Raw genomic sequence first — 20,222 nt, forward strand, 5'->3', positions numbered from 1 at the left:
GTGCGCGCAGCGCATCCGTCGGAGGCCCTCTCTCCCTCGGCCGGTCCGCGGTGGGACCGCCCGACCGCCATCAGCAGCGACGTCTGGCTCAGCACCCAAGCTACACCGGTGAGGCTGTCCCTCCCCAGTCCACCTCCGGACAAAGCGGCCCCCCTCGGCCCGGACCGAGGGGCTCGGCCGAGGTCCTGGGCGGCGGAGACGGACGCCGGCGGCGTACGAGCGGGTGGGTCAGTGGCCGTCCGGCGTCGGCCCGCCGGGGGTCGCGGCGGGGTTCGGGCCCTTGGCCGCCTCGGCGTCGCTGTAGATGTCCGGCTCCAGGTAGATCACCCTGGCGATCGGGACGGCGGCGCGGATGCGGGACTCGGCGGCGTCGATGGCGGTGGCGACCTGGGCGGCCGTGTCGTCGTGCTTGACGGCGATCTTCGCGGCGACCAAGAGTTCCTCCGGGCCGAGGTGGAGCGTGCGCATGTGGATGATGCCGGTGACGGTGGCGCCGTCGACCATCGCCGCCTCGATCTTCGCGGTGTCCTCCGGGCCCGCCGACTCGCCCAGCAGGAGCGACTTGGTCTCGGCGGCGAGCACCAGCGCGATCAGGATGAGCAGGACACCGATGCAGACCGTGCCGATGCCGTCCCAGGTGCCGTCGTCCGTGAGCAGGGCGAGGCCGACTCCGCCGAGCGCGAGGACCAGACCGATGAGCGCGCCGAAGTCCTCCAGCAGGACGACGGGCAGTTCGGGGGCCTTGGCGCGGCGGATGAACTGGGACCAGGAGTGGGAGCCGCGCAGCTCGTTGGACTCCTTGATGGCCGTACGGAAGGAGAAGCTCTCGGCGATGATCGCGAACACCAGCACGCCGACCGGCCAGTACCAGTGCTCGATCTCGTGCGGGTGCTTGATCTTCTCGTAGCCCTCGTAGACGGCGAACATGCCGCCGACGGAGAACAGGACGATCGAGACGAGGAAGGCGTAGATGTAGCGCTCGCGGCCGTAGCCGAACGGGTGCTGCGGGGTCGCCTCGCGCTGGGCCTTCTTGCCGCCGATCAGGAGCAGCGCCTGGTTGCCGGAGTCGGCGACCGAGTGAACGCCCTCGGCGAGCATCGAGGAGGAGCCGCTGAACGCGAACGCCACGAACTTCGATACCGCGATCGCGAGGTTGGCGCCGAGTGCCGCCACGATCGCTTTGGTGCCGCCTGAAGCGCTCATCTGCTCCTGCTGTCCCTTCGTACGCCGTCCGGACCCGTTCGTACCCTCGTACCCCGCCCGGTCCGGACTTTGCCCGTCCTTTGCGGTGGGCCATTCTTGCAGCCCGGTCCGTCGGCGACGCGCCTCAGGTAGGTCCCGTCGTCCCGTCAGGCGACAACTGTCGCACGGAAGATCGTGCCGGACCCGGACACTTCGGCCTTTTCCCCGGCCGGTACGAAGACCGAGGTGCCGGGAGTCAGGTCGATGCCGTCGGCGCGCACGGAACCCGAGGTGCAGAGCAGGATCTGCGGGGTCTCGCGGGTGAGGTCGCGCGGGTCGGCGCCCTCGGCGACCACGTACCGGGAGAGGCGGAACTCGTCGATGGGGGTCGCGTAGACCTCTTCGCCGTCGGGGGACGCCTCCGGGCGCAGGACGCCGGGGTCGGCCGCCTCGAAGCGGACCACACGCAGGAGTTCGGGGACGTCGACGTGCTTGGGGGTCAGACCGCAGCGCAGGACGTTGTCGCTGTTGGCCATGATCTCGACGCCGAGGCCGTTCAGGTAGGCGTGCGGGATGCCGGCGCCGAGGTAGAGGGCCTCGCCGGGCTGGAGCCGGACGTGGTTGAGGAGCATCGCGGCGATGACTCCGGGGTCGCCCGGGTAGTGGTGGGCGAGGCCCGCGTACGGGGCGTGGTCGCCGCCGAGGCGGGCGCAGGCGGCCGTGGTCTCGGCGACCGTACGGGCCATGTCCTCCGGGTCGGCGCTCAGCACCGCCGTGAGGACCTCGCGCAGCGCCGCCTCCTCCGGGTGGGCGCGCAGCAGGTCGACGTACGGCTTGAGGGAGTCGACGTCGAGGGCGGCGAGGAGCGCGGCGGCCTCCTCGGGGGCGCGGAAGCCGCACAGGCCGTCGAACTCGGTGAGGGCGCAGATCAGTTCGGGCTTGTGGTTGGCGTCCTTGTAGTTGCGGTGCGGGGCGTCGATCGGGACGCCCCGGCGCTCCTCGTCCTCGTAGCCCTCCCGTGCCTGTTCGAGGTCGGGGTGCACCTGGAGGGAGAGGGGGGCACCGGCTGCGAGGAGTTTCAGGAGGAACGGCAGGCGGGGGCCGAACCTGGCGACGGCGGCGCGGCCGAGTTCCTTCGCCGGGTCCTCGGCGACGACCTCGTTGAGCGGACCGCGCCCGGTGCGCGAGGGTGCGCCGGGGTGGGCGCCCATCCACATCTCCGCCTGCGGTTCGCCGGTCGGCTCCACGCCGAGCAGCCGGGGGATGGCGGTGGTGGAACCCCAGGCGTAGGGGCGGACGGTGTTGTCGAGGCGGTCCATCGGTGTCTTCTTCTCCATACGTGCGCTGCGCGGCCCGCTGGGCGCGGGCGTCGGTCGGGAAGCGTGGTGTCAGGGGCGCCGGTCGCGGGGCCGGACACCCTCTACGGGCGCCGGACGCGAGGTCACGCCCAAGATCAGGCCCCCGAAGCGAGCGCCAGGTAAACGGCGGCGAAATCCGTGATGGCGATCAGCTCGGCGAGGGTTTCCAGTTCGCCGCCCTCCTCGGGTTCGAGTTCGCTGATCGCGGTGTCGTGGCCGAGGGCGAGTTCGCGGGCGGCGGGGGCCGCGCTGATCCCGCCGATGGGACGGTCACGGAGCAGCACCACGCGCGCGTGCAGTGCCTGTGCCTCCTCGACGCGGTCCCGGAAGAAGTCGTCGGGGTCGGCGCCCGCGGCGAGCGCGCCCGCGAGCAGCACGCTGTGCGAGGCGAGCGCTTCGGGCAGTTCGGCGGTGAGCGCGGGACGGCCGGCGAGTTCGGCGAGCGCGGCGGTGAAGCGGCGGCCGGCCGGGCCCGCAGAGGTGCCCTCCGTCCAGATCACCGGGAGCGCCTCGGCCAGTTCGACGGCGAGCGTCTTGGCGGGGTTGCTGTAGGCCGCGATGGCCGGGCCGCAGCGCTCGGCGACGCGGTCGAGACGGTCGGCGACCTTCTGCAGCGCCTGGGGCGGGGCCGAGACCAGGCCGGTGCGGTCGAGGAGGACGAGCAGCGGGGTGAGCAGCGCCCAGAGCACGCCGGGGGCCGAGGCCGCCTGGGTCCCGTCCTGCTCGTACGGGGCGGTCGCCATCGATACGAAGAGGCCGTGGGCGCCTTCCACCCACTCGGCGAGGGGGGAGCCGGCGGGGGCGACGGCCGCGACGGTGCTGCCGCGCCGGTAGGCCTGCTCGATGAGCAGTTCCAGGCCGGGTTCGCTCCCGTCGGGAGTGGCGATCAGCAGGAGGTCGACGGGGCCCGCCCAGCCGGGCAGGTCCCAGCGCAGGGCGCCTCCGGCGGGGGCGACACCCGTGGGGGTGAGCCGGGTGAGGGGGCAGCTCGCTCCGGCGAGGGTGCCGAGCAGTTCGGCGACGCCGGTGGCGGCCATGCCGGGGCCCGCGATCAGGACGGCGCGCGGTCGGCCGTCGGGCTTCAGCTCGGAGATGCCGGCCTCGGTGGCGTGCCGGACCGCGGTGCGTACCCGGGCGCCGGCCTCGGCGGCACCGCGGAGCAGGGCCCGCCGGTCCGCCCGGGTGAGCGCGTCGGGATCGTCGAGGAGCGATTCGTCGAGCATGGGGTCGGTAGCCTCCGATCGCCGGGGGCGCTTGCGCGTGAGCCGCCGGGGTCGCTTGCACGGGGTCGCTCGCGGGAGGTGCCGAGCGGTGCTGGGTCGGACCGGGTGCCGGCCGGGTGTGCGCCGGTCGCCGGTCGGGACGGCCGCGTCGCCGTCGTCCGTGCGGGCGGCTGTGCCGTCGCTCGTCCTCGGGTGCCGTGGCTCGTCGTCGTGCCTGCCGCGCCGTCGGCCCGTCCGCGGGCGGGGACAGCGCCGCTGCCGCTGCCGCCTCGCGTACGGCGGTCGCGGCGCCGTGTGCGCGAGGCGGATGCGTCGGTTACGCGGGGCGCCGGGCCTCGTCGACCAGGAGTACGGGGATGCCGTCGCGGACCGGGTAGGCGAGGCCGCAGTCCGCTCCCGTGCAGATCAGCTCGGTCTCCTGCTCCTTGAGCGGGGCATGGCAGGCCGGGCAGGCGAGGATCTCCAGGAGGCCGGCTTCGAGCGGCATGGGGTGTCCTTCCGAAAACGGTGGATGCGGCCTGGTCAGGGTACCGCTGTGGGAAGCCTGTTGCCGGGGCGCGCCACCGGTTCGCCCGGCGCGCGGAACGGGTACGCGGGTCTCCGCGGCCCACGTCCGCTTCGTATCCGTGCCCGCGCCGGCCCACCGGCGACGGGGGCCGCCCGACCGGCACCGTGACCGAACGCCCCGGCCCGGCCTCGGGTGGACCGGGGTGAGCCGGGCCTGCTGGGCATGGCGGACCGGCCGGGACGAGGCCGCCGGGGCGGTCGCGGCGGCCTCGTCGGGGCCATCGGGCGGCTCCCGGCCATGACCCGCCACGGACGGCGGGTCGGGCCGACGCCACTGCCACTGCCGGGCGACGGTGTCCGGCCGTGGCCCGCTCCCGGCGCCGGTGGCGGGGGTCAGGCTCTGATGATCTTCAGCACCTCGTCCCGGACCCTTGCCATCGTCGCCTCGTCGCGGGCCTCGGCGTTGAGGCGGAGAAGGGGCTCGGTGTTGGAGGGGCGGACGTTGAACCAGGTGTCCCCGAGCGTGACCGTCAGGCCGTCGAGCTCGTCGAGGACGACGCCCTCGCGGCCCTCGTAGGCGGCCCTGACGGCGGCCAGGCGGCCCGCCTGGTCGTCCACGGTGGAGTTGATCTCGCCGGAGCCCACGTAGCGGTCGTACTCCGCGACGAGCCCGGAGAGCGGGCCGTCCTGACCGCCGAGGGCGGCGAGGACGTGGAGGGCGGCCAGCATGCCGGTGTCGGCGTTCCAGAAGTCGCGGAAGTAGTAGTGCGCGGAGTGCTCGCCGCCGAAGATCGCGCCGGAGGTGGCCATCTCGGCCTTGATGAAGGAGTGGCCGACGCGGGTGCGGACCGGGGTGCCGCCGTGCTCGCGGACGACCTCCGGGACCGACCAGGAGGTGATGAGGTTGTGGATGACCGTGCCGCCGCCGTTCCGGTCCAGTTCGCGGGCGGCGACCAGCGCGGTGATGGCGGACGGGGAGACCGGCTCGCCCCGCTCGTCGACGACGAAGCAGCGGTCGGCGTCGCCGTCGAAGGCGAGCCCGAGGTCGGCGCCCTCCTCGCGGACGCGCTTCTGGAGGTCCACGATGTTCGCCGGGTCGAGCGGGTTGGCCTCGTGGTTCGGGAAGGTGCCGTCCAGTTCGAAGTACATCGGGACGAGCTCCAGCGGCAGACCGGAGAACACGGTGGGCACGGTGTGTCCGCCCATGCCGTTGCCCGCGTCGACGACGACCTTCAGGGGGCGGATCGAGGTCAGGTCGACGAGCGAGCGGAGGTACGCCGCGTAGTCCTCCAACGTCTCCCGCCGCGTGATCGTTCCGGGCGTGGCGTCCGAGGCCGGGGCGGCGCCGGAGTCGAGCCAGGTCTCGGCGAGCCGGCGGATCTCGGAGAGGCCGGTGTCCTGGCCGACGGGGGCCGCGCCCGCCCGGCACATCTTGATGCCGTTGTACTGGGCCGGGTTGTGCGAGGCGGTGAACATGGCGCCCGGCAGGCCGAGCGCGCCCGACGCGTAGTAGAGCTGGTCCGTGGAGCACAGGCCGATCTCGGTCACGTCGACCCCGCGCGCCGCGGCGCCGCGCGCGAAGGCTCGGGAGAGGCCGGGCGACGACGGCCGCATGTCGTGCCCGATCACGATGGCGTCGGCTCCGGTCACTTGGACGAAGGCGGCACCGAACAGCTCGGCGAGCGGCTCGTCCCACTGGTCCGGGACCACCCCGCGTACGTCGTACGCCTTCACGAGCTGCGACAGATCAGCAGTCACGGCCAACCCTCCAGGAGTCCACTTCGGTCACCACAAACTACCCGTCCGGGATGACGGCGAGCCGTGCCGAGCCCGAGTGGAGCGCATACGTGACCTGCGAACCGTCCCCGTCATCCGGGGGAAACCCACCCGTCTCGAGGCAGCGTTCGCGAACCTCAGGGCAGCATCCAGGAGAGGACCGGTGAGCTCTGTCCCACCACGATCAGGCACATGATGAGCAGCAGTCCGAGGCTCCAGGGCAGCACCTTGCGCAGCAGGTCGCCCTCGCGGCCGTCGAGCCCGACGGCCGCGCAGGCGATCGTCAGGTTCTGCGGCGAGATCATTTTGCCGAGGACACCGCCCGAACTGTTGGCGGCGGCCAGGAGTTCGGGCGACAGCCCCGACTCCCGGGCGGCGCTCACCTGGAGAGCGCCGAAGAGGGCGTTCGACGACGTGTCGGAGCCGGAGACCGCCACACCGAACCACCCCAGAACGGGTGAGAGGAAGGCGAGTCCGGATCCGGCCGCCGCCACGAAGTGGCCGATCGTGGCGGCCTGTCCGGAGAGGTTCATGACGTAGGCGAGGGCCAGCACGGACGTCACGGTCAGGATCGCGAACCTCAACTCGTGCACGGTCGCGAGCCATTCCCGGACCGCCACGCGCGCGTGCACCCCGAGTACGACGGCCGTGCAGAGCCCCGCGAGCAGCACGAGGGTGCCGCCGGTCGACACGATCGGCCAGGTGAAGACGTTCCCGCCCACCGGCAGGCCGTTCGGGCCGACGACGTCGAGGAAGGGCCAGTCGTACGTACGGGTCGCCCGCGCCGACCAGTCCTTCACGGCCGGGATCTGCGCGATCGAGAAGACCGTGACGATCAGGGCGTACGGGGCGTAGGCGCGCACGACTTCGCGGCGCGGGTCCCGCTCGTCGAGTTCCTCGCTGCGCGCACCGGTCAGGACCGACGCCCGTACGGCCTCGGCCGCGGGCACGCGCGCGTGCGGCACGGCGATCAGGGCGGCGGCTCCGGCCAAGGAGGCGCCGATGTCGGCGAGTTGCGCGGAGACGTAGTTCGAGGCGGCGAACTGGACGGCGGCGAAGGCGACTCCGCAGGCGAGGGCGGGTATCCAGGTCTCGCGCAGTCCGCGCCGGCCGTCGACGAGCCCGACCAGGACGAGGGGCACGACCAGCGCGAGCAACGGGGTCTGCCGGCCCACCAACGAGGCGACGGAGTCCAGGGGCAGACCGGTGACTTGGGCGAGGGTCACGACCGGGGTGGCCATCGCGCCGAAGGCGACCGGCGCGGTGTTGGCGACGAGGGCGACGACCGCCGCGCGCACGGGGTCGAAGCCGAGGGCGACCAGCATCACGGAGCAGATCGCGACGGGTGCGCCGAAACCGGCAAGGGCCTCCAGCAGCGCGCCGAAGCAGAAGGCGACCACGAGTGCCTGGATGCGTGGATCGTCGGACAGGCGCCCGAACGAGCGGCGCAGGACGTCGAAGTGCCGGGTCCGGACGGTCATCCGGTACACCCACAAGGCGTTGACGACGATCCACAGGATGGGGAAGAGACCGAACGCTGCGCCCTGAGCGGCGCTGGAGAGCGTCTGGTCCACCGGCATGCCGTAGGCGAGGCAGGCGACCAGCGAGGCCGCCAGAAGGCCCGCCAGGCCCGCCAGGTGGGCTTTGAGCCGGACGCCGCCGAGCAGGATCAGGACGACGAGGAGAGGCAGGGCCGCCACGAGGGCGGACAGGCCGAGCGAGTCGGCGACGGGTCGCAGTTCCTGGACGTACACGGCCGCCTCCCCGGATTCCGCGATGCGGAAAGCGATTTCACACGGATATCGGAATCGTCATGTCCGCGACAACTTCGCGTCAATGGGTGTGCGCCGCTCAAGGGAATCGGCGCCCGGGAAGGGTGCGGCGAAGAGGCGGGCCGCGCGGTACTGCGGGAGGGCATCGCGCGCGTCCGCGAGGGCGACGCCCGGTTCCCGGGCGAGCGCTCAGTTCTCGGGCGAGCGCAGGATCCGCAGGTGGCCGCGGCGCGCGACCTCCATCGGGTCCACCGAACGTGCACTGCCGTTCTCCGCCGCGCGCTTCTGCGGACGGGCCGCCTCGCGCACCGCGTTCGCCAGTGCCTCCAGATCGTCGCCGCTGGGGCGCGCGGGACCGGAGGAGTCGGCGAGGCGGACGACCTCCCAGCCGCGCGGCGCGGTGAGGCGCTCGGAGTGCTCGGCGCACAGGTCGTAGCAGTGGGGTTCGGCGTAGGTGGCGAGCGGGCCGAGAACCGCGGTCGAGTCGGCGTAGACGTACGTCAGCGTCGCGACAGCGGGACGGCCGCAAGCGGTGCGCGAACAGCGACGTACAAGGCTCACGACGTTGGACGGTACCGCACTCTTGAGCGGGCCGCGACGACTCTCCCCCAGGTCATCCCACCGTGTCGCCCTGTGAGACGCCCCACACCGCTTCCGGAGCATCGGACCCTGACCTGGGGCGACATCGGGTGTCGAGATACCGAACAGACCTGAATCCGGTCACCACTTGGTGCGAATCATGCCAATTGCCATGTCAGAGACGGTCTTGGAGAGATATGGAATCGAGCCGAATCTTAACGGGAACGGTCATCGGGCGTCATTCGGAAGACGGGCCGGGCCGGGGCCACCGGCCGCCTGACCGCCGCCGGGCCGCCGGCGACCGCCGCGTGGGGCCGGGCGGCCGGGCCGGGCGGGGACTACTCTTCGTCAGTGATGGACAACCCCGTACCGCCCCGTGCCGCAGCAGCCGGTCCCCGTCGTCGTGACCGCCACGGCAGGGGCATGCGCGGCCCCGTGGCGCCGCCCCAGGTACCGCTCGCGGCGAGCCGTGCCGAGGTCTTCGCGGACCTCGTGCAGGACTCCGTGGAACGGCTGGAGCGACGCTGGCCACAGCTCGCGGACATCGACTTCATGGTCCTCGAAGTCCCCCGCCTGGAGCGCTCGGGCGAGAACTGGAGCGACGAGGCGGTGCCGCTGGGCGGCACGATCGCGGCGCGCGAGGGACATCCCGCGCGCGTGGTCGTCTACCGCCGCCCGATCGAGATCCGCACCAAGGGGCGCGACGAGCGCGCCGCCCTGGTGCACGAGGTCGTCGTGGAGCAGGTCGCGGAACTTCTGGGCCAGACTCCGGAGACGGTCGACCCGCGGTACGGCGAGGACTGAGAACCGCCCGGGAACGCTCGCTCCGGCCCGGGCGGATTCACCGGTCCCCGGTCACTGCTCGAGCAGCACCGAGAGGTCCTGTTCGGCCTCCGGCACCGAGACCGTCCCGCGGTCATCCGGGAGACCCTGGATGGTGAACGCGGGAACGCCGTCCTGGTTCGCCGAGAGCATCCGGGAGGCGTAGACGGGGCCTCCGGAGACCGGCTCGACGGTCAGGGCGTACGTGCCCTTGAGGCCGCTCGGGACGGGTGCCTCGACGTTCTGGGTGGTCCCGCCCTTGATGGTGAACGTCTTCGACACGGCCATGCCGCCCCCGCTGCCCGCGGACGCGGTGACCTTGATCCTGGCCCCCTCGCCCGGGGCGGTCACGGCGAGCGTGGACCCCTTGGCGGTGTTGTCCGCGACCGTCGCACGGGCGCCCACCGGAGCGGTGGCCGGAATGAACGCGGTCTCCTGATCGGCGCCCTTGCCCCGCACCACCAGCAGGGCGGCGACGACCGGAACGGACGAGCCGGTGGGGGTGAGCACCAGGGAGCCCGCCTCGCCGCGGGTGACGTCCCCGAGGTCGACGGCGGAGGTCATACCGGCCTTCACGTGCAGCGTCTCGTTGCCCGCCAGGGTGATCGTCCCCGAGGGCGAGGCGAGGCGGACCTTCAGATCGGCGTCCGTGTCACCGGGCGCGAAGGCGACCAGGCGCACCGAGGTGGCGTCCTTGGGGATGCCCGGCATGACGAGGCTGCCCGCGGGGTCGGCGGAGGACGTCAGCCAGTCGCCGCCGGTCTTGGCGTCGAGCGCCTGCACGGCGGCCCCGACCCGGCCGCTGCGGACCTTCACATGCACGGTGAGGTCGGCCTGCGGATCGCCGGTCAGGGTGTTCAGCAGGATCGGTTCGCTGGCGTGCGCCTGGACCGTGATCCCGTCGGCCACCGTGGACTTGAGCGTGCCGTCCTTGCCGTACAGATCGATGTCCACGACCGCCGCGGCGTCGTCCGGGTTCGTCAGATGCACGTAATCGGTGCGCTGCGCGGCGGTGCTGGCGCCCGGGAACCAGAACTCGGTGTCGGGCGCGGTGCAGTTGGTGCCGAGCAGACCGCGCCCGACGCCCGCGGCGACCTCGGTGGTCTCCTGGACCGTCCAGCCGGGCGCGAACTTGCCCGATGCGAGCCCGACGAGGGCGGGCGCGTCGGCACCCGAGGTGTCGCCGGCGGCCGGCTTGCCGGGTTCCTTGGGCTGGACGACGGGCTTGGCGGGCTTGGCACCGCTCTTCTTGCCGTCGGACGAGTCGGAGGAGTCGGCCCCGTCGGCCGACTCCTCGGTGGCGGCCTGGAGTTGAGCCTTGCCGCTGCCGCTCGCACCCTCCACGACGGGCGTGAAGGACGTGTACGTGGTGTCCGCGATGTCGGAGGCGCTCGGCTGCGGGCAGAGCAGGCTGGTGCGCTCCACGGGCAGCCGCGCGGCCGTGGCGGACACGCTGTCGCCGGAGGTGCCGGCCGGCTTGAGCGTCGCGAACCCGGTGACAGCGGCGAGCGCGGTCGCCGCGGCGATCAGGGACAGGGTGGTGCGGTTCACTGATGGCTCCCGTCGGGGCGCTCACTGTCGTTGCCGTGCGGGGGCCGCGTGGGGTCGTACGCCGGGTCGTAGCCCTGCTCGCCCGTCTCGTAGCCCTGGCCCCGGGAATCGAAGGGCCTGCCGTCGGCGTCGTAGCCCTGGCCGTAGTTCTGGTCGTACGCCGCCGTGCCGCCGTAGGCGTACGGGTCGTACTGGCCGCCCTGGTAGGGATCCGCCTGGTACGGCTGCTGGTAGGTGCCCGCCGGGTAACCCTGCTGCCCCTGTTGTCCCTGTTGTCCCTCGTACTGCTCGCCGCCGTAGGTGTCGTACTCGGCGTTCGCGTAACTCGGGCTGTCCCATTCGCCGTACGCCTGCTGGTGCGGGACGACGGCCGGGATCTCCTCGTCCTCGTCCGCGTCGGCGTCCGCGGGGAACCCGTCGTCGAACTCCGGGTCCTCGTCCGGCCGTCCCGACTCCGCCTCGGCCTCGGCCTGGGCGCGCAGGCGGCGGGCGCGGCGGCCGTCGCCCGTCATGTCCTCGGCGGTCACGGGCTGCTGCTGCTCCTCGGGGAGGTCGTCGTCGATGTCCCGGCGCCGCCCGGGGAGGGCGAGCACCACGAGGACCAGGGCGAGGGCGCCCTGGGCCCACAGCCAGGCCGTGTGGCTCAGCGGTGCGTCGAACGTGACGTCCAGCCTGCCGCCGTCGGCGGGCAGCCGGAAGCCCTGGGCCCAGCCGTCGACCGTGGTGCGGGTCAGCGGCTTGCCGTCCAGGGTCGCCGTCCAGCCGGCGTCGGCGCTGTCGGCCAGTCGCAGGAGGCGGCCCCCGTCACCGGCGGGGACCGTGGTGTGCACCTCGACCGGACCGGCGGCGATGGACTCCGGGTCGCCCGACGCGGGGACGATCGCGGCACGTGAGACCTGCTGGTCGACGCGCCACAGGGCGCTGCCGTCCTGCTGGCTCAGCCGGGACAGGCCCGTGGTGGCGTCCAGGACACGGCTCACCTCGCGCGGCGCGCCCTTGCGGACCAGGACGTAGCGCACGGCGAAGCCGCCGAGCTGGTCGGCCTGGTCTGCGCCGGAACCCGCCACGAGGTTCGCGACGACCTTGTCGAGCTTCTTGTTCTCGCCGCCGGCCGAGGCGAGTTCGGCGTCGCCGAGACGGGCGCCGGAGCCGCGGACGAGGACGTAGCCGACCCTGGCGGCCGAACTGCTGTCGAGGACGAGGGTGCGGGCCTGGTCGCGCGTACCGCTCTCCTCGGCGACGAACGCGGGAACCTGCACCGGGTCGCGGCGCTCGACGGGTCCGTCGGCGCCTCGGATGATCCATCCGGCCGCGACGAGCAGGGGGCCCGCAGCGCACGCGAAGGCGATGAGCGCGGCCACCGGCTGGCGCCAGCCGAAGCTCTGCTCGGCGACCCGCGCGCGTGCCCCGTCGGAGCCGACGGCGGCGGCGGCCAGCAGCGCGAGCCCGTACACGAGGGTCGCGGGTCCCGCCCAGGTGGAGCGGTTGGACAGGACCGCGAAGACGAGTGCCACGACGGCGATGACCCAGGCGGTCCTGATTCCCGCCTGGCGCTCGGAGCGCAGCAGTGCGGCCAGGGCGGCCAGCACGATGCCGAAGAGCATCAGTCCGCTGACGGTGCCCGGCCCGCCGGGGCCGGCGCTGAGCAGGTCGAGCGCGGAGGCCGTGCTCGCACCGTAGTCAAGGCCGGCCTGCCGGAAGAAGCCGAACGGCAGCAGGGTCAGCGACCAGGGGGCGAGGACCAGCAGCGGGGTGCCGAGCTGGGCCAGGAACCGCAGCCCGTAGGCGGGGATCTCCCTGCGTCGCACCACGAGGAGCGCGACGCCGAGAACCAGCGCGATGGGCCACACGATCGGGGTGAACGCCGTCGTGAAGGTCAGCAGCAGGGCGTACGCCCAGGTCGCACGCCAGCTGCCGCGCGCGCGGGAGCCGTTCGCGAGACCGCTCGCCGCGACGCCCGCGCGCGCGATGAGCGGCAGCAGGATCGCGAGGACGGCGGTGCCGATACGGCCGCCCGCCAGCGCGCCGGTGGCGGCGGGCAGGAAGGCGTAGGCGACGGACGCCCAGGCCCGCAGGAGCCGGGACTCGACGAGGGGCCGTGAGGCGAAGTACGCGGCGAAGCCGGCCAGCGGCACGGATCCCACCAGGAGCACGGTGACCGCGAGTCCGGTGGAGCCGAGGAGCACGGAGGCCAGCAGCGCGACGAGCGCGAGGTAGGGCGGAGCGGACTGGGTGGAGCCCGCGCCGACCGGATGCCAGCCGTCGAGGTAGCGCGCCCACAGTTCGGAGGCGTCGGCGGGGGCGGGCAGCAGCGCACCGCCCGCGAGGGCCCCGCCGCCGAGCAGCTGGCGGCACGCGAGGAGCGAGACGAACAAGAGCACCAGGAACAGCATCGGGCCGGGGTTGCGCGCGATGCGCTTGATCCGGGCGAACTGCTCGATCTCCAGGAAGTCTCCGTCGTCGCCGCCCGGTCCGGACTCGACGGCGCCTCCGTGCCGTCCGGCGCCCGTGGTGACGTCGGCCTCGGAGCGGCTCGTCAGATTGCCGGCGACCTGCTCGAGGGTGGCCCTGACGGTGGCGCCCGGAGGCGGGAACAGGGGGCGCAGCTCGCCCTTGTCGACCTGCGGACGGCCGCGCCTGCGCCGTCCGGCGATGATCCGCTCGGGGCGCAGCAGGGTGCCCAGGAGGCCGCGGATCTCGTCGACGGCCTGCCCGGGGACCTTGCCCACGAGGTAGGCGAGCGTGCGCAGCAGGGTGCCGAGGACGAGGCGGACCAGGATCCAGGGGAGCTGCGCGGTGCGGGCGTTGACGAGGAGGGTGTAGACGGCGCCCGCTTTGTCGACCTTGTGCGGGGAGGCGGCGGTGCGGCCCACGCAGTCGACGGCGCGGCGCTCGCGAGAGGCCGCCTCGGCGTGCCGTACGACGGCTTCCGGGGCGACGAGGACCCGGTGGCCGGCGGCCTGGGCGCGCCAGCACAGGTCGACGTCGTCGCGCATGAGGGGCAGCCTGCGGTCGAAGCCGCCGAGCTCCTCGAAGACGTCGCGGCGGATCAGCATGCCCGCGGTGGACACGGAGAGCACGGGGTGGACGTGGTCGTGCTGCCCCTGGTCCTGCTCGCGTCGGTCGAGACCGGTCCAGCGGCGGCCCGAGTTGGCGATGGTGACGCCGACCTCGAGGAGCTGCCGGCGGTCGTACCAGCCGCGGAGCTTGGGGCCGACGACGGCCACGTCCTGGCCGGCTTCCTGCTCGTTCTCCACGACGCGCAGCAGCTGGGCCAGCGCGTCGGGCTCGGGAGCGCTGTCGTCGTGCAGCAGCCAGAGCCACTGCTCGGGCTCGCCGTGCGGGAGGTCCGGCATGTCGTAGGCGTCGTCGCGCCAGCTGCGCGTGACGGGGTCCCAGCCGCTCGGACGCTTGAGGTAGGGCAGGTCGTCCGGGGTCAGTTCGGGGGCGGTGCGGGACACCTCCTCGACGGCCTGGCCGAAGCCGGTGCGCCGCGCCAGGTGCAGCACGCGGTCGGCGCCGAGCGCCTCGGTGAGCAGCTGGGCGGATTCGTCCGCGCTGCCGGTGTCGGCCGCCACCGCGTTCTGCACGGGGCGGTCCTGGCCGAGCAGCCCGGCGAGCGCCTGTGGCAGCCAGCGGGCGCCGTCGTGGGAGACGAGCACCGCGGTCACCACGTGGCGCGGAAACTCAGGGGCGGCAGCGGCGTCGTTACTGGCTGCCGAAAGGCTGTGCACGGACATCGAGGTACGGGCCCCGGTTCGATGGACTGCGGTGGACGTCTGTGTCCGGCGGGGACAGCGGGACGTCTCGGACGAGGGCCCACACTAACGGCTGGGAAAGACGGCGGCCCGCCGCCTGTGGATAACCCACACGCGACGGACCGTTCCTTACGTAAGAGTGTGTGCCGTTTGGTCGGTGGCACCCACGGGTGCCACCGGTGTTCCGCGTCCGCTTCCCCGTGCGACGGTTTTCAGACAGCGGCCTTCTTCAGGCGGCGCCGTTCCCGCTCGGACAGACCGCCCCAGATGCCGAACCGTTCGTCGTTGGCGAGCGCGTACTCGAGGCACTCGGAGCGGACTTCGCAGGCGAGGCAGACCTTCTTGGCCTCGCGGGTGGAGCCGCCCTTCTCGGGGAAGAAGGACTCGGGGTCGGTCTGGGCGCACAGCGCGCGCTCCTGCCAGCCGAGTTCCTCATCCGCGTCGTCGACCAGCAGTTGCTGCACCAGCTCGGTCATGTGCGCCCCTCGTCTGTCTTTCGCGTCCCCGTGATGCTGCCGTTACCGATCCCGGCTGAACGACACGAGTGAAATTACAAGTGTGCCGATCCGGGCCAGTCAAGCCGAGATCTGCTATTGGGCCCCTTATTCACTCTGCGGAACCAAGGCAATGCAGAAAGTGTTCAAATCGTCATAAACCCTGACAGCCCAAGAGGTCCAGGTCAGACGCCCGTCTCCTCACAGAGGGGGACGTCCACGCGTTCGATCTCGTTCCGACGCAGACCCCGAAGCGAATCTGATCACATTTGGATCACGGGTCCGCGGCGAGGTTTGTTCACCCGGTTGTGCGCCATGTGTCCGGGGAGTCGCCTGAACAAACCTTTCGCCTGCCAGATGAACCGGATGAGGTGAAACATCTCTCGCATACCGGACATGCAGTTGACAGTCGAGGTGTGAACCGGTGTCCTTGTGGGCATGCTCGCGCACTTGGCAACCACCTCGACCCGCACCGCCGGGTCCGTCGGTGCTGCCCACGCGCGCTGTAGCTGTTGTTGCTGTTCCAGCTGTTGAGCCCTACCGCGCTCCGGCTGCCTCGCCGCCACTGAGGCGCATCCCGCCCCCACCGGGGCCACTGCCCGCACCAGGGCTCCTCCCCGCTCCCCACCCGGGCGGAATCCCCGCCCGCGACCCGGGCGGAAACGGCCAGCGACACCCCAGCACTCTCCCGCCGAGGAACCACCGCATCCATGAACAGCGACAACGACCTCCAGATCGCCGGCGACATCCTCGAAGTCCCGCACCTGCTCCAGCCGCCGCGCGAACACCCCTCCACCGTGGCCGAGTTCGCCGGCCTGGCGCGCTCCATCGCCGCCGACCGGTCCCAGTGGGAACACCTCGTCCGCTACGACGCCTCCTCGCGCTGGTACCACCGGCTGCGCACGGGGCCCGGCTACGAGGTGTGGCTCCTGTCCTGGGTGCCCGGACAGGCCAGCGGGCTGCACGACCACGGCGGATCCTCCGGCGTACTGACCGTCCTGGACGGCGCGCTGAGCGAGCACACCGAGAGGGGCACACGCGCCCTGGGCTCCGGCGCGCAGCGCGTGTTCGCGCCCGGCTATGTCCACGAGGTCGTCAACGACGCGCTCGAACCGGCCGTCAGCCTGCACATCTACTACCCGGGCCTCACCGAGATGCCGATGCACGCGGCGCGTTGCGCCGTCGCCGAAACCGTGTGACGCGATCGCGCCGGAGAGCGGCCCGCCGTCACCGGGGGCTCGTAACCGGCTGACACGTTGTCGTACCCGCCTGCGAGACTGAACCCCATGCGCATTGTGGTTCTGGCAGGCGGTATCGGTGGTGCACGGTTCCTGCGTGGTCTCCAGCGGGCCGTGCCGGACGCTGACATCACGGTCATCGGCAACACCGGCGACGACATCCACCTCTTCGGGCTGAAGGTCTGCCCGGACCTCGACACGGTGATGTACACGCTCGGCGGCGGCATCAACGAGGAGCAGGGCTGGGGGCGGGCCGACGAGACCTTCCATCTGAAGGAGGAGCTCGCGGCGTACGGGCTGGGACCCGAGTGGTTCGGGCTCGGCGACCGGGACTTCGCGACGCACATCGTGCGGACGCAGATGCTGGGCGCGGGCTATCCGCTCAGCGCCGTGACGGAAGCCCTGTGCGACCGGTGGAAGCCGGGCGTGCGTCTCATCCCCATGTCCGACGACCGGGTCGAGACCCATGTCGCCGTCACGCTGCCGGAGGGCGACCCGGCCGGGGCCGCGGGCGAGCGCAAGGTGATCCATTTCCAGGAGTACTGGGTCCGGCTGCGGGCCTCCGTGCCGGCCGAGGCGATCGTGCCGGTCGGCGCCGAGCAGGCGAAGCCCGCTCCCGGGGTGCTGGAGGCCATCGCCGGCGCGGACGTCATCCTCTTCCCTCCGTCCAACCCCGTGGTCTCCGTCGGCACCATCCTCGCCGTGCCCGGCATCCGCGAGGCCATCGCCGAGGCGGGCGTCCCGGTCGTGGGTCTCTCCCCCATCGTCGGTGACGCGCCCGTGCGGGGCATGGCCGACAAGGTGCTGGCCGCGGTGGGCGTCGAGTCCACCGCCGCCGCGGTCGCCGAGCACTACGGCTCGGGCCTGCTCGACGGCTGGCTCGTCGACACGGTCGACGCCTCCGTCGTGGAGCGCGTCGAGGCGGCCGGCATCCGCTGCCGGGCCGTACCGCTGATGATGTCCGACCTCGACGCGACGGCGCGCATGGCGCGGGAGGCGCTGGCGCTGGCGGAGGAGGTACGGACGCCGTGAGCACCATGGACGCGGCCTTTCGCGGCGAGGCGGGACGCGCGGGAGGGCGGACCGGCGGGGAACTCCGGGAGCGGCCCGCCGACGCGGGCTACCGGGTCTGGGCGCTGGACGGGCTTCCCGAAGTGCGTCAGGGAGACGACCTGGCGAAGCTCATCGCGACGGCCGGGCCCGGACTCGTGGACGGGGACGTGCTGCTCGTCACCTCCAAGATCGTCTCGAAGGCCGAGGGCCGGATGGTCGAGGCCGCCGACCGGGAGGCCGCCATCGACGCCGAGACCGTCCGGGTCGTGGCACGGCGCGGCGCGCTGCGGATCGTCGAGAACCGGCAGGGTCTCGTGATGGCCGCCGCCGGGGTCGACGCCTCCAACACCCCTGCCGGGACAGTGCTGTTGCTGCCCGAGAACCCCGACGCCTCCGCGCAGGCGATCCGTGAAGGACTGCGGGACGCCCTCGGCGTGGACGTCGGCGTCGTGATCACGGACACCTTCGGTCGGCCCTGGCGCACCGGGCTCACCGATGTCGCCATCGGCGCCGCAGGCGTGCGGGTGCTGGACGACCTGCGCGGCGACACCGACGCGCACGGCAACCCGCTGAGCGCGACCGTCGTGGCCACGGCCGACGAACTCGCCGCCGCCGGTGACCTGGTCAAGGGCAAGGCCTCCGGGCTGCCCGTCGCCGTCGTGCGCGGTCTGGCGCATCTGGTGACCGATGCGGAGGGCACGGGCGCGCGGGCGATGGTGCGCGACGCGCGGGACGACATGTTCCGGCTGGGCACCTCGGAGGCCGTACGGGAGGCCGTGACCCAGCGGCGTACGGTACGGGCCTTCACCGACGAGCACGTCGACCCGGGCGCCGTGCGCCGTGCGGTCGCGGCGGCGGTGACCGCTCCCGCGCCGCACCACACCACACCCTGGCGGTTCGTGCTCCTGGAGTCCGCCGGGTCGCGGACGCGACTGCTCGACGCCATGCGGGACGCGTGGATCGCGGATCTGCGGGGCGACGGGAAGAGCGAGGAGTCCATCGCCAGGCGGGTCCGCAGGGGCGACGTGCTGCGCAAAGCGCCGTACCTCGTGGTGCCGTGCCTGGTCATGGACGGCTCGCACACCTACGGCGACGGACGGCGGGACGGCGCCGAGCGCGAGATGTTCGTGGTCGCCACCGGGGCGGGCGTGCAGAACTTCCTGGTCGCGCTGGCCGGGGAGCGGCTGGGCTCCGCGTGGGTGTCGTCGACGATGTTCTGCCGTGACGTCGTCCGTGAGGTGCTGGAGCTGCCGGGGAACTGGGACCCGATGGGAGCCGTGGCCGTCGGGCACGCGGCGGAGGAGCCGAGAGTCCGGCCGGAGCGGGACGCGGCCGCTTTCGTCGAGGTGCGTTGACCGGCGGGGCGCCTTGACCGGGGGATGGTGCCCCGCCCGGCCCTGTGGGTGACCCTGCGGCCCGTCGTGGGTGGCGGGCCGGATCCCTCGCGGGTGCCGGTGCCGTTCCGTTCCGTTCCGTCGTGGGTGGCGGGCTGGTTCCGGCGTGAGCGCCGGTGCGATTCCGTCGTGGGTGCCGGTCCGGTCGGTGCGGTCGGTCCGGGGTGCCGCTCCGGGCGGGCGTGGGTTCTGGTTCGCGGGGTTCGTCCGTGGTGTCCGGACCTCGTGTCGTGGGGGGAGCGCCTACTCTCGTAGGACAGCCCGAGAATCTCTAGGACCTCATCCGTGTCTGGACGTTTCGCTCCCCGGCCGACGCGTACGACCGTGCGCGGCGGGCATGTCGTGGTGCCCGGCGGGACTCCTGGCGGCGCGCCGGGCGGAGTGCCCCGCCAGGCGGCCGGGCCCGGACGCGTCCGCACCTGGACACCCGCCGGGCCGCTGGACCTCGGGCTCGTGCTCGGGCCGCTGCGGCGCGGACCGGCCGATCCGACGTTCCGTACGACGCCCGACGGCTCCGTGTGGCGGACCAGCCGTACGCCCGCCGGGCCGGGGACGCTGCGGGTCGCTCCGCGCGGCGGGGTCGTCCGGGGCGAGGCCTGGGGTCCTGGAGCCGAATGGCTGCTCGACCGGCTCCCCGACCTGCTCGGCGCCGCCGACGACCCTGAGGCCTTCGAGCCGCGGCACCGGCTGGTCGCGCTCGCCCGGCATCGGCGGCCCGGTCTGAGGCTGGTGCGGACCGGGCTCGTCATGGAGTCGCTGATCCCGTCCGTCCTGGAGCAGAAGGTCACCACCGACGAGGCGTACCGGGCGTGGCGGCTGCTCGTGCGGAAGTTCGGGGAACCCGCGCCGGGGCCCGCTCCCGAGCGGATGTACGTCATCCCTGCGCCGCGGACCTGGGCGCTGATCCCCTCCTGGGAGTGGCACCGGGCCGGGGTCGACGACAAGCGGGCCGCCACGATCCTGCGGGCCGTACGGGTCGCGGCGCGGCTGGAGGAGGCCGTCGGGTTCGATCCCGTACAGGCGCGGCGGCGGCTGGAGCTGGTGCCCGGTGTCGGGCCGTGGACGTCGGCGGAGGTCGTGCAGCGCAGTCATGGGTCGGCCGATTCCGTGACCGTGGGGGATCTGCATCTGCCGGGGATCGTCGGGTACGCGCTGGCCGGGAACCGGGACGCGGACGACTCCGTCATGCTCGAGCTGCTGGAGCCCTATGCCGGGCAGCGGCATAGGGCCGCTCGGCTGATCCTGCTGGCCGGGCGTACTCCGCCGCGGCGTACGCCGAAGATGCCTCGCGCGGACATCGGGCTGCTCTAGGCGGGGCTAGCCGGGCCTGGCGGGCCTGGTGTCCGTCGTCTCCAGCTGCCCCGCGTCGCCTCCGCCCGCCTTGCGCCGCCCCCGTCGGTCATGCCTGAGCACAAGCGGGATTTCGCCCCCTCCGCCCCTGCCCTTCCCGTACCTGGGGCTCCGCCCCAGACCCCGCTCCTCAAACGCCGGAGGGGCTGAAATCTGCCCGCGTGG

The 20,222-nt window shown here is 72.9% G+C and carries 15 protein-coding genes; 5 read left to right on the forward strand and 10 right to left on the reverse strand.

The window, feature by feature from the left end; all coding sequences use genetic code 11:
• Nucleotides 1-228: 228 nt before the first annotated feature.
• The 7 genes from OG410_RS17505 to OG410_RS17535 all read right to left on the reverse strand — a co-directional run bounded on the left by OG410_RS17505 (nucleotide 229) and on the right by OG410_RS17535 (nucleotide 8,481).
• Nucleotides 229-1,203 carry a cation diffusion facilitator family transporter gene (locus OG410_RS17505; protein WP_329300026.1) on the reverse strand — a complete coding sequence of 325 codons (975 nt, stop codon included), beginning with the start codon at nucleotides 1,201-1,203 and terminating at the stop codon, nucleotides 229-231.
• A gap of 146 nt (nucleotides 1,204-1,349) precedes the next feature.
• Entirely contained in the window at nucleotides 1,350-2,501 is a 1,152-nt protein-coding gene (manA, locus tag OG410_RS17510) for a mannose-6-phosphate isomerase, class I (RefSeq protein ID WP_329300027.1), read from the reverse strand.
• Between the two features lie 134 nt (nucleotides 2,502-2,635).
• Entirely contained in the window at nucleotides 2,636-3,763 is a 1,128-nt protein-coding gene (locus OG410_RS17515) for an SIS domain-containing protein (RefSeq protein WP_329300028.1), read from the reverse strand.
• A gap of 316 nt (nucleotides 3,764-4,079) precedes the next feature.
• The gene (locus OG410_RS17520) at nucleotides 4,080-4,250 is read right to left on the reverse strand and encodes a Trm112 family protein (protein WP_078943765.1); all 171 of its coding nucleotides are present in this window, start codon (nucleotides 4,248-4,250) and stop codon (nucleotides 4,080-4,082) included.
• Between the two features lie 413 nt (nucleotides 4,251-4,663).
• Nucleotides 4,664-6,028 (reverse strand): phosphomannomutase/phosphoglucomutase, encoded by a 1,365-nt coding sequence (locus OG410_RS17525; protein WP_329300029.1) that lies wholly within the window; start codon nucleotides 6,026-6,028, stop codon nucleotides 4,664-4,666.
• A 155-nt stretch (nucleotides 6,029-6,183) separates the two neighbouring features.
• Entirely contained in the window at nucleotides 6,184-7,800 is a 1,617-nt protein-coding gene (locus OG410_RS17530; RefSeq protein ID WP_329300030.1) for an L-lactate permease, read from the reverse strand.
• A gap of 207 nt (nucleotides 7,801-8,007) precedes the next feature.
• Nucleotides 8,008-8,481, reverse strand: coding sequence for a DUF3499 domain-containing protein (locus tag OG410_RS17535; protein ID WP_329300031.1), 474 nt, complete (start codon nucleotides 8,479-8,481; stop codon nucleotides 8,008-8,010).
• A 270-nt stretch (nucleotides 8,482-8,751) separates the two neighbouring features.
• Here OG410_RS17535 and OG410_RS17540 point away from each other — a divergent pair, with 270 nt between their 5' ends.
• Nucleotides 8,752-9,201 (forward strand): metallopeptidase family protein, encoded by a 450-nt coding sequence (locus tag OG410_RS17540; RefSeq protein ID WP_326790929.1) that lies wholly within the window; start codon nucleotides 8,752-8,754, stop codon nucleotides 9,199-9,201.
• Nucleotides 9,202-9,252: 51 nt separating this feature from the next.
• Here the strand turns inward: OG410_RS17540 and OG410_RS17545 are convergent, their stop codons facing one another.
• From OG410_RS17545 to OG410_RS17555, 3 genes are all read right to left on the reverse strand, one after another.
• On the reverse strand, nucleotides 9,253-10,770 hold the full coding sequence (locus OG410_RS17545; RefSeq protein ID WP_329300032.1) for a DUF5719 family protein: 1,518 nt from the start codon (nucleotides 10,768-10,770) through the stop codon (nucleotides 9,253-9,255).
• Nucleotides 10,767-14,510 carry a glycosyltransferase family 2 protein gene (locus OG410_RS17550; protein ID WP_329300033.1) on the reverse strand — a complete coding sequence of 1,248 codons (3,744 nt, stop codon included), beginning with the start codon at nucleotides 14,508-14,510 and terminating at the stop codon, nucleotides 10,767-10,769. The genes OG410_RS17545 and OG410_RS17550 overlap by 4 nt, the downstream gene beginning before the upstream one ends.
• Nucleotides 14,511-14,740: 230 nt before the next feature.
• Nucleotides 14,741-15,004 (reverse strand): WhiB family transcriptional regulator, encoded by a 264-nt coding sequence (locus OG410_RS17555; RefSeq protein WP_003975777.1) that lies wholly within the window; start codon nucleotides 15,002-15,004, stop codon nucleotides 14,741-14,743.
• Nucleotides 15,005-15,732: 728 nt separating this feature from the next.
• Between OG410_RS17555 and OG410_RS17560 the strand changes: the two genes are divergently transcribed.
• From OG410_RS17560 to OG410_RS17575, 4 genes are all read left to right on the forward strand, one after another.
• The gene (locus tag OG410_RS17560) at nucleotides 15,733-16,221 is read left to right on the forward strand and encodes a cysteine dioxygenase (RefSeq protein WP_329300034.1); all 489 of its coding nucleotides are present in this window, start codon (nucleotides 15,733-15,735) and stop codon (nucleotides 16,219-16,221) included.
• A gap of 87 nt (nucleotides 16,222-16,308) precedes the next feature.
• A complete protein-coding gene (cofD, locus tag OG410_RS17565) occupies nucleotides 16,309-17,292 on the forward strand; it encodes a 2-phospho-L-lactate transferase (RefSeq protein ID WP_326787383.1) in 984 nt (327 codons plus the stop codon).
• A 5-nt stretch (nucleotides 17,293-17,297) separates the two neighbouring features.
• Nucleotides 17,298-18,668, forward strand: coding sequence for a coenzyme F420-0:L-glutamate ligase (locus tag OG410_RS17570; protein ID WP_329304151.1), 1,371 nt, complete (start codon nucleotides 17,298-17,300; stop codon nucleotides 18,666-18,668).
• Nucleotides 18,669-18,992: 324 nt separating this feature from the next.
• On the forward strand, nucleotides 18,993-20,018 hold the full coding sequence (locus OG410_RS17575) for a DNA-3-methyladenine glycosylase family protein (RefSeq protein ID WP_329300035.1): 1,026 nt from the start codon (nucleotides 18,993-18,995) through the stop codon (nucleotides 20,016-20,018).
• Nucleotides 20,019-20,222: the final 204 nt, after the last annotated feature.

Origin of the sequence: Streptomyces sp. NBC_00659 (genome assembly GCF_036226925.1) — a bacterium.
Taxonomy (GTDB): Bacteria; Actinomycetota; Actinomycetes; order Streptomycetales; family Streptomycetaceae; genus Streptomyces.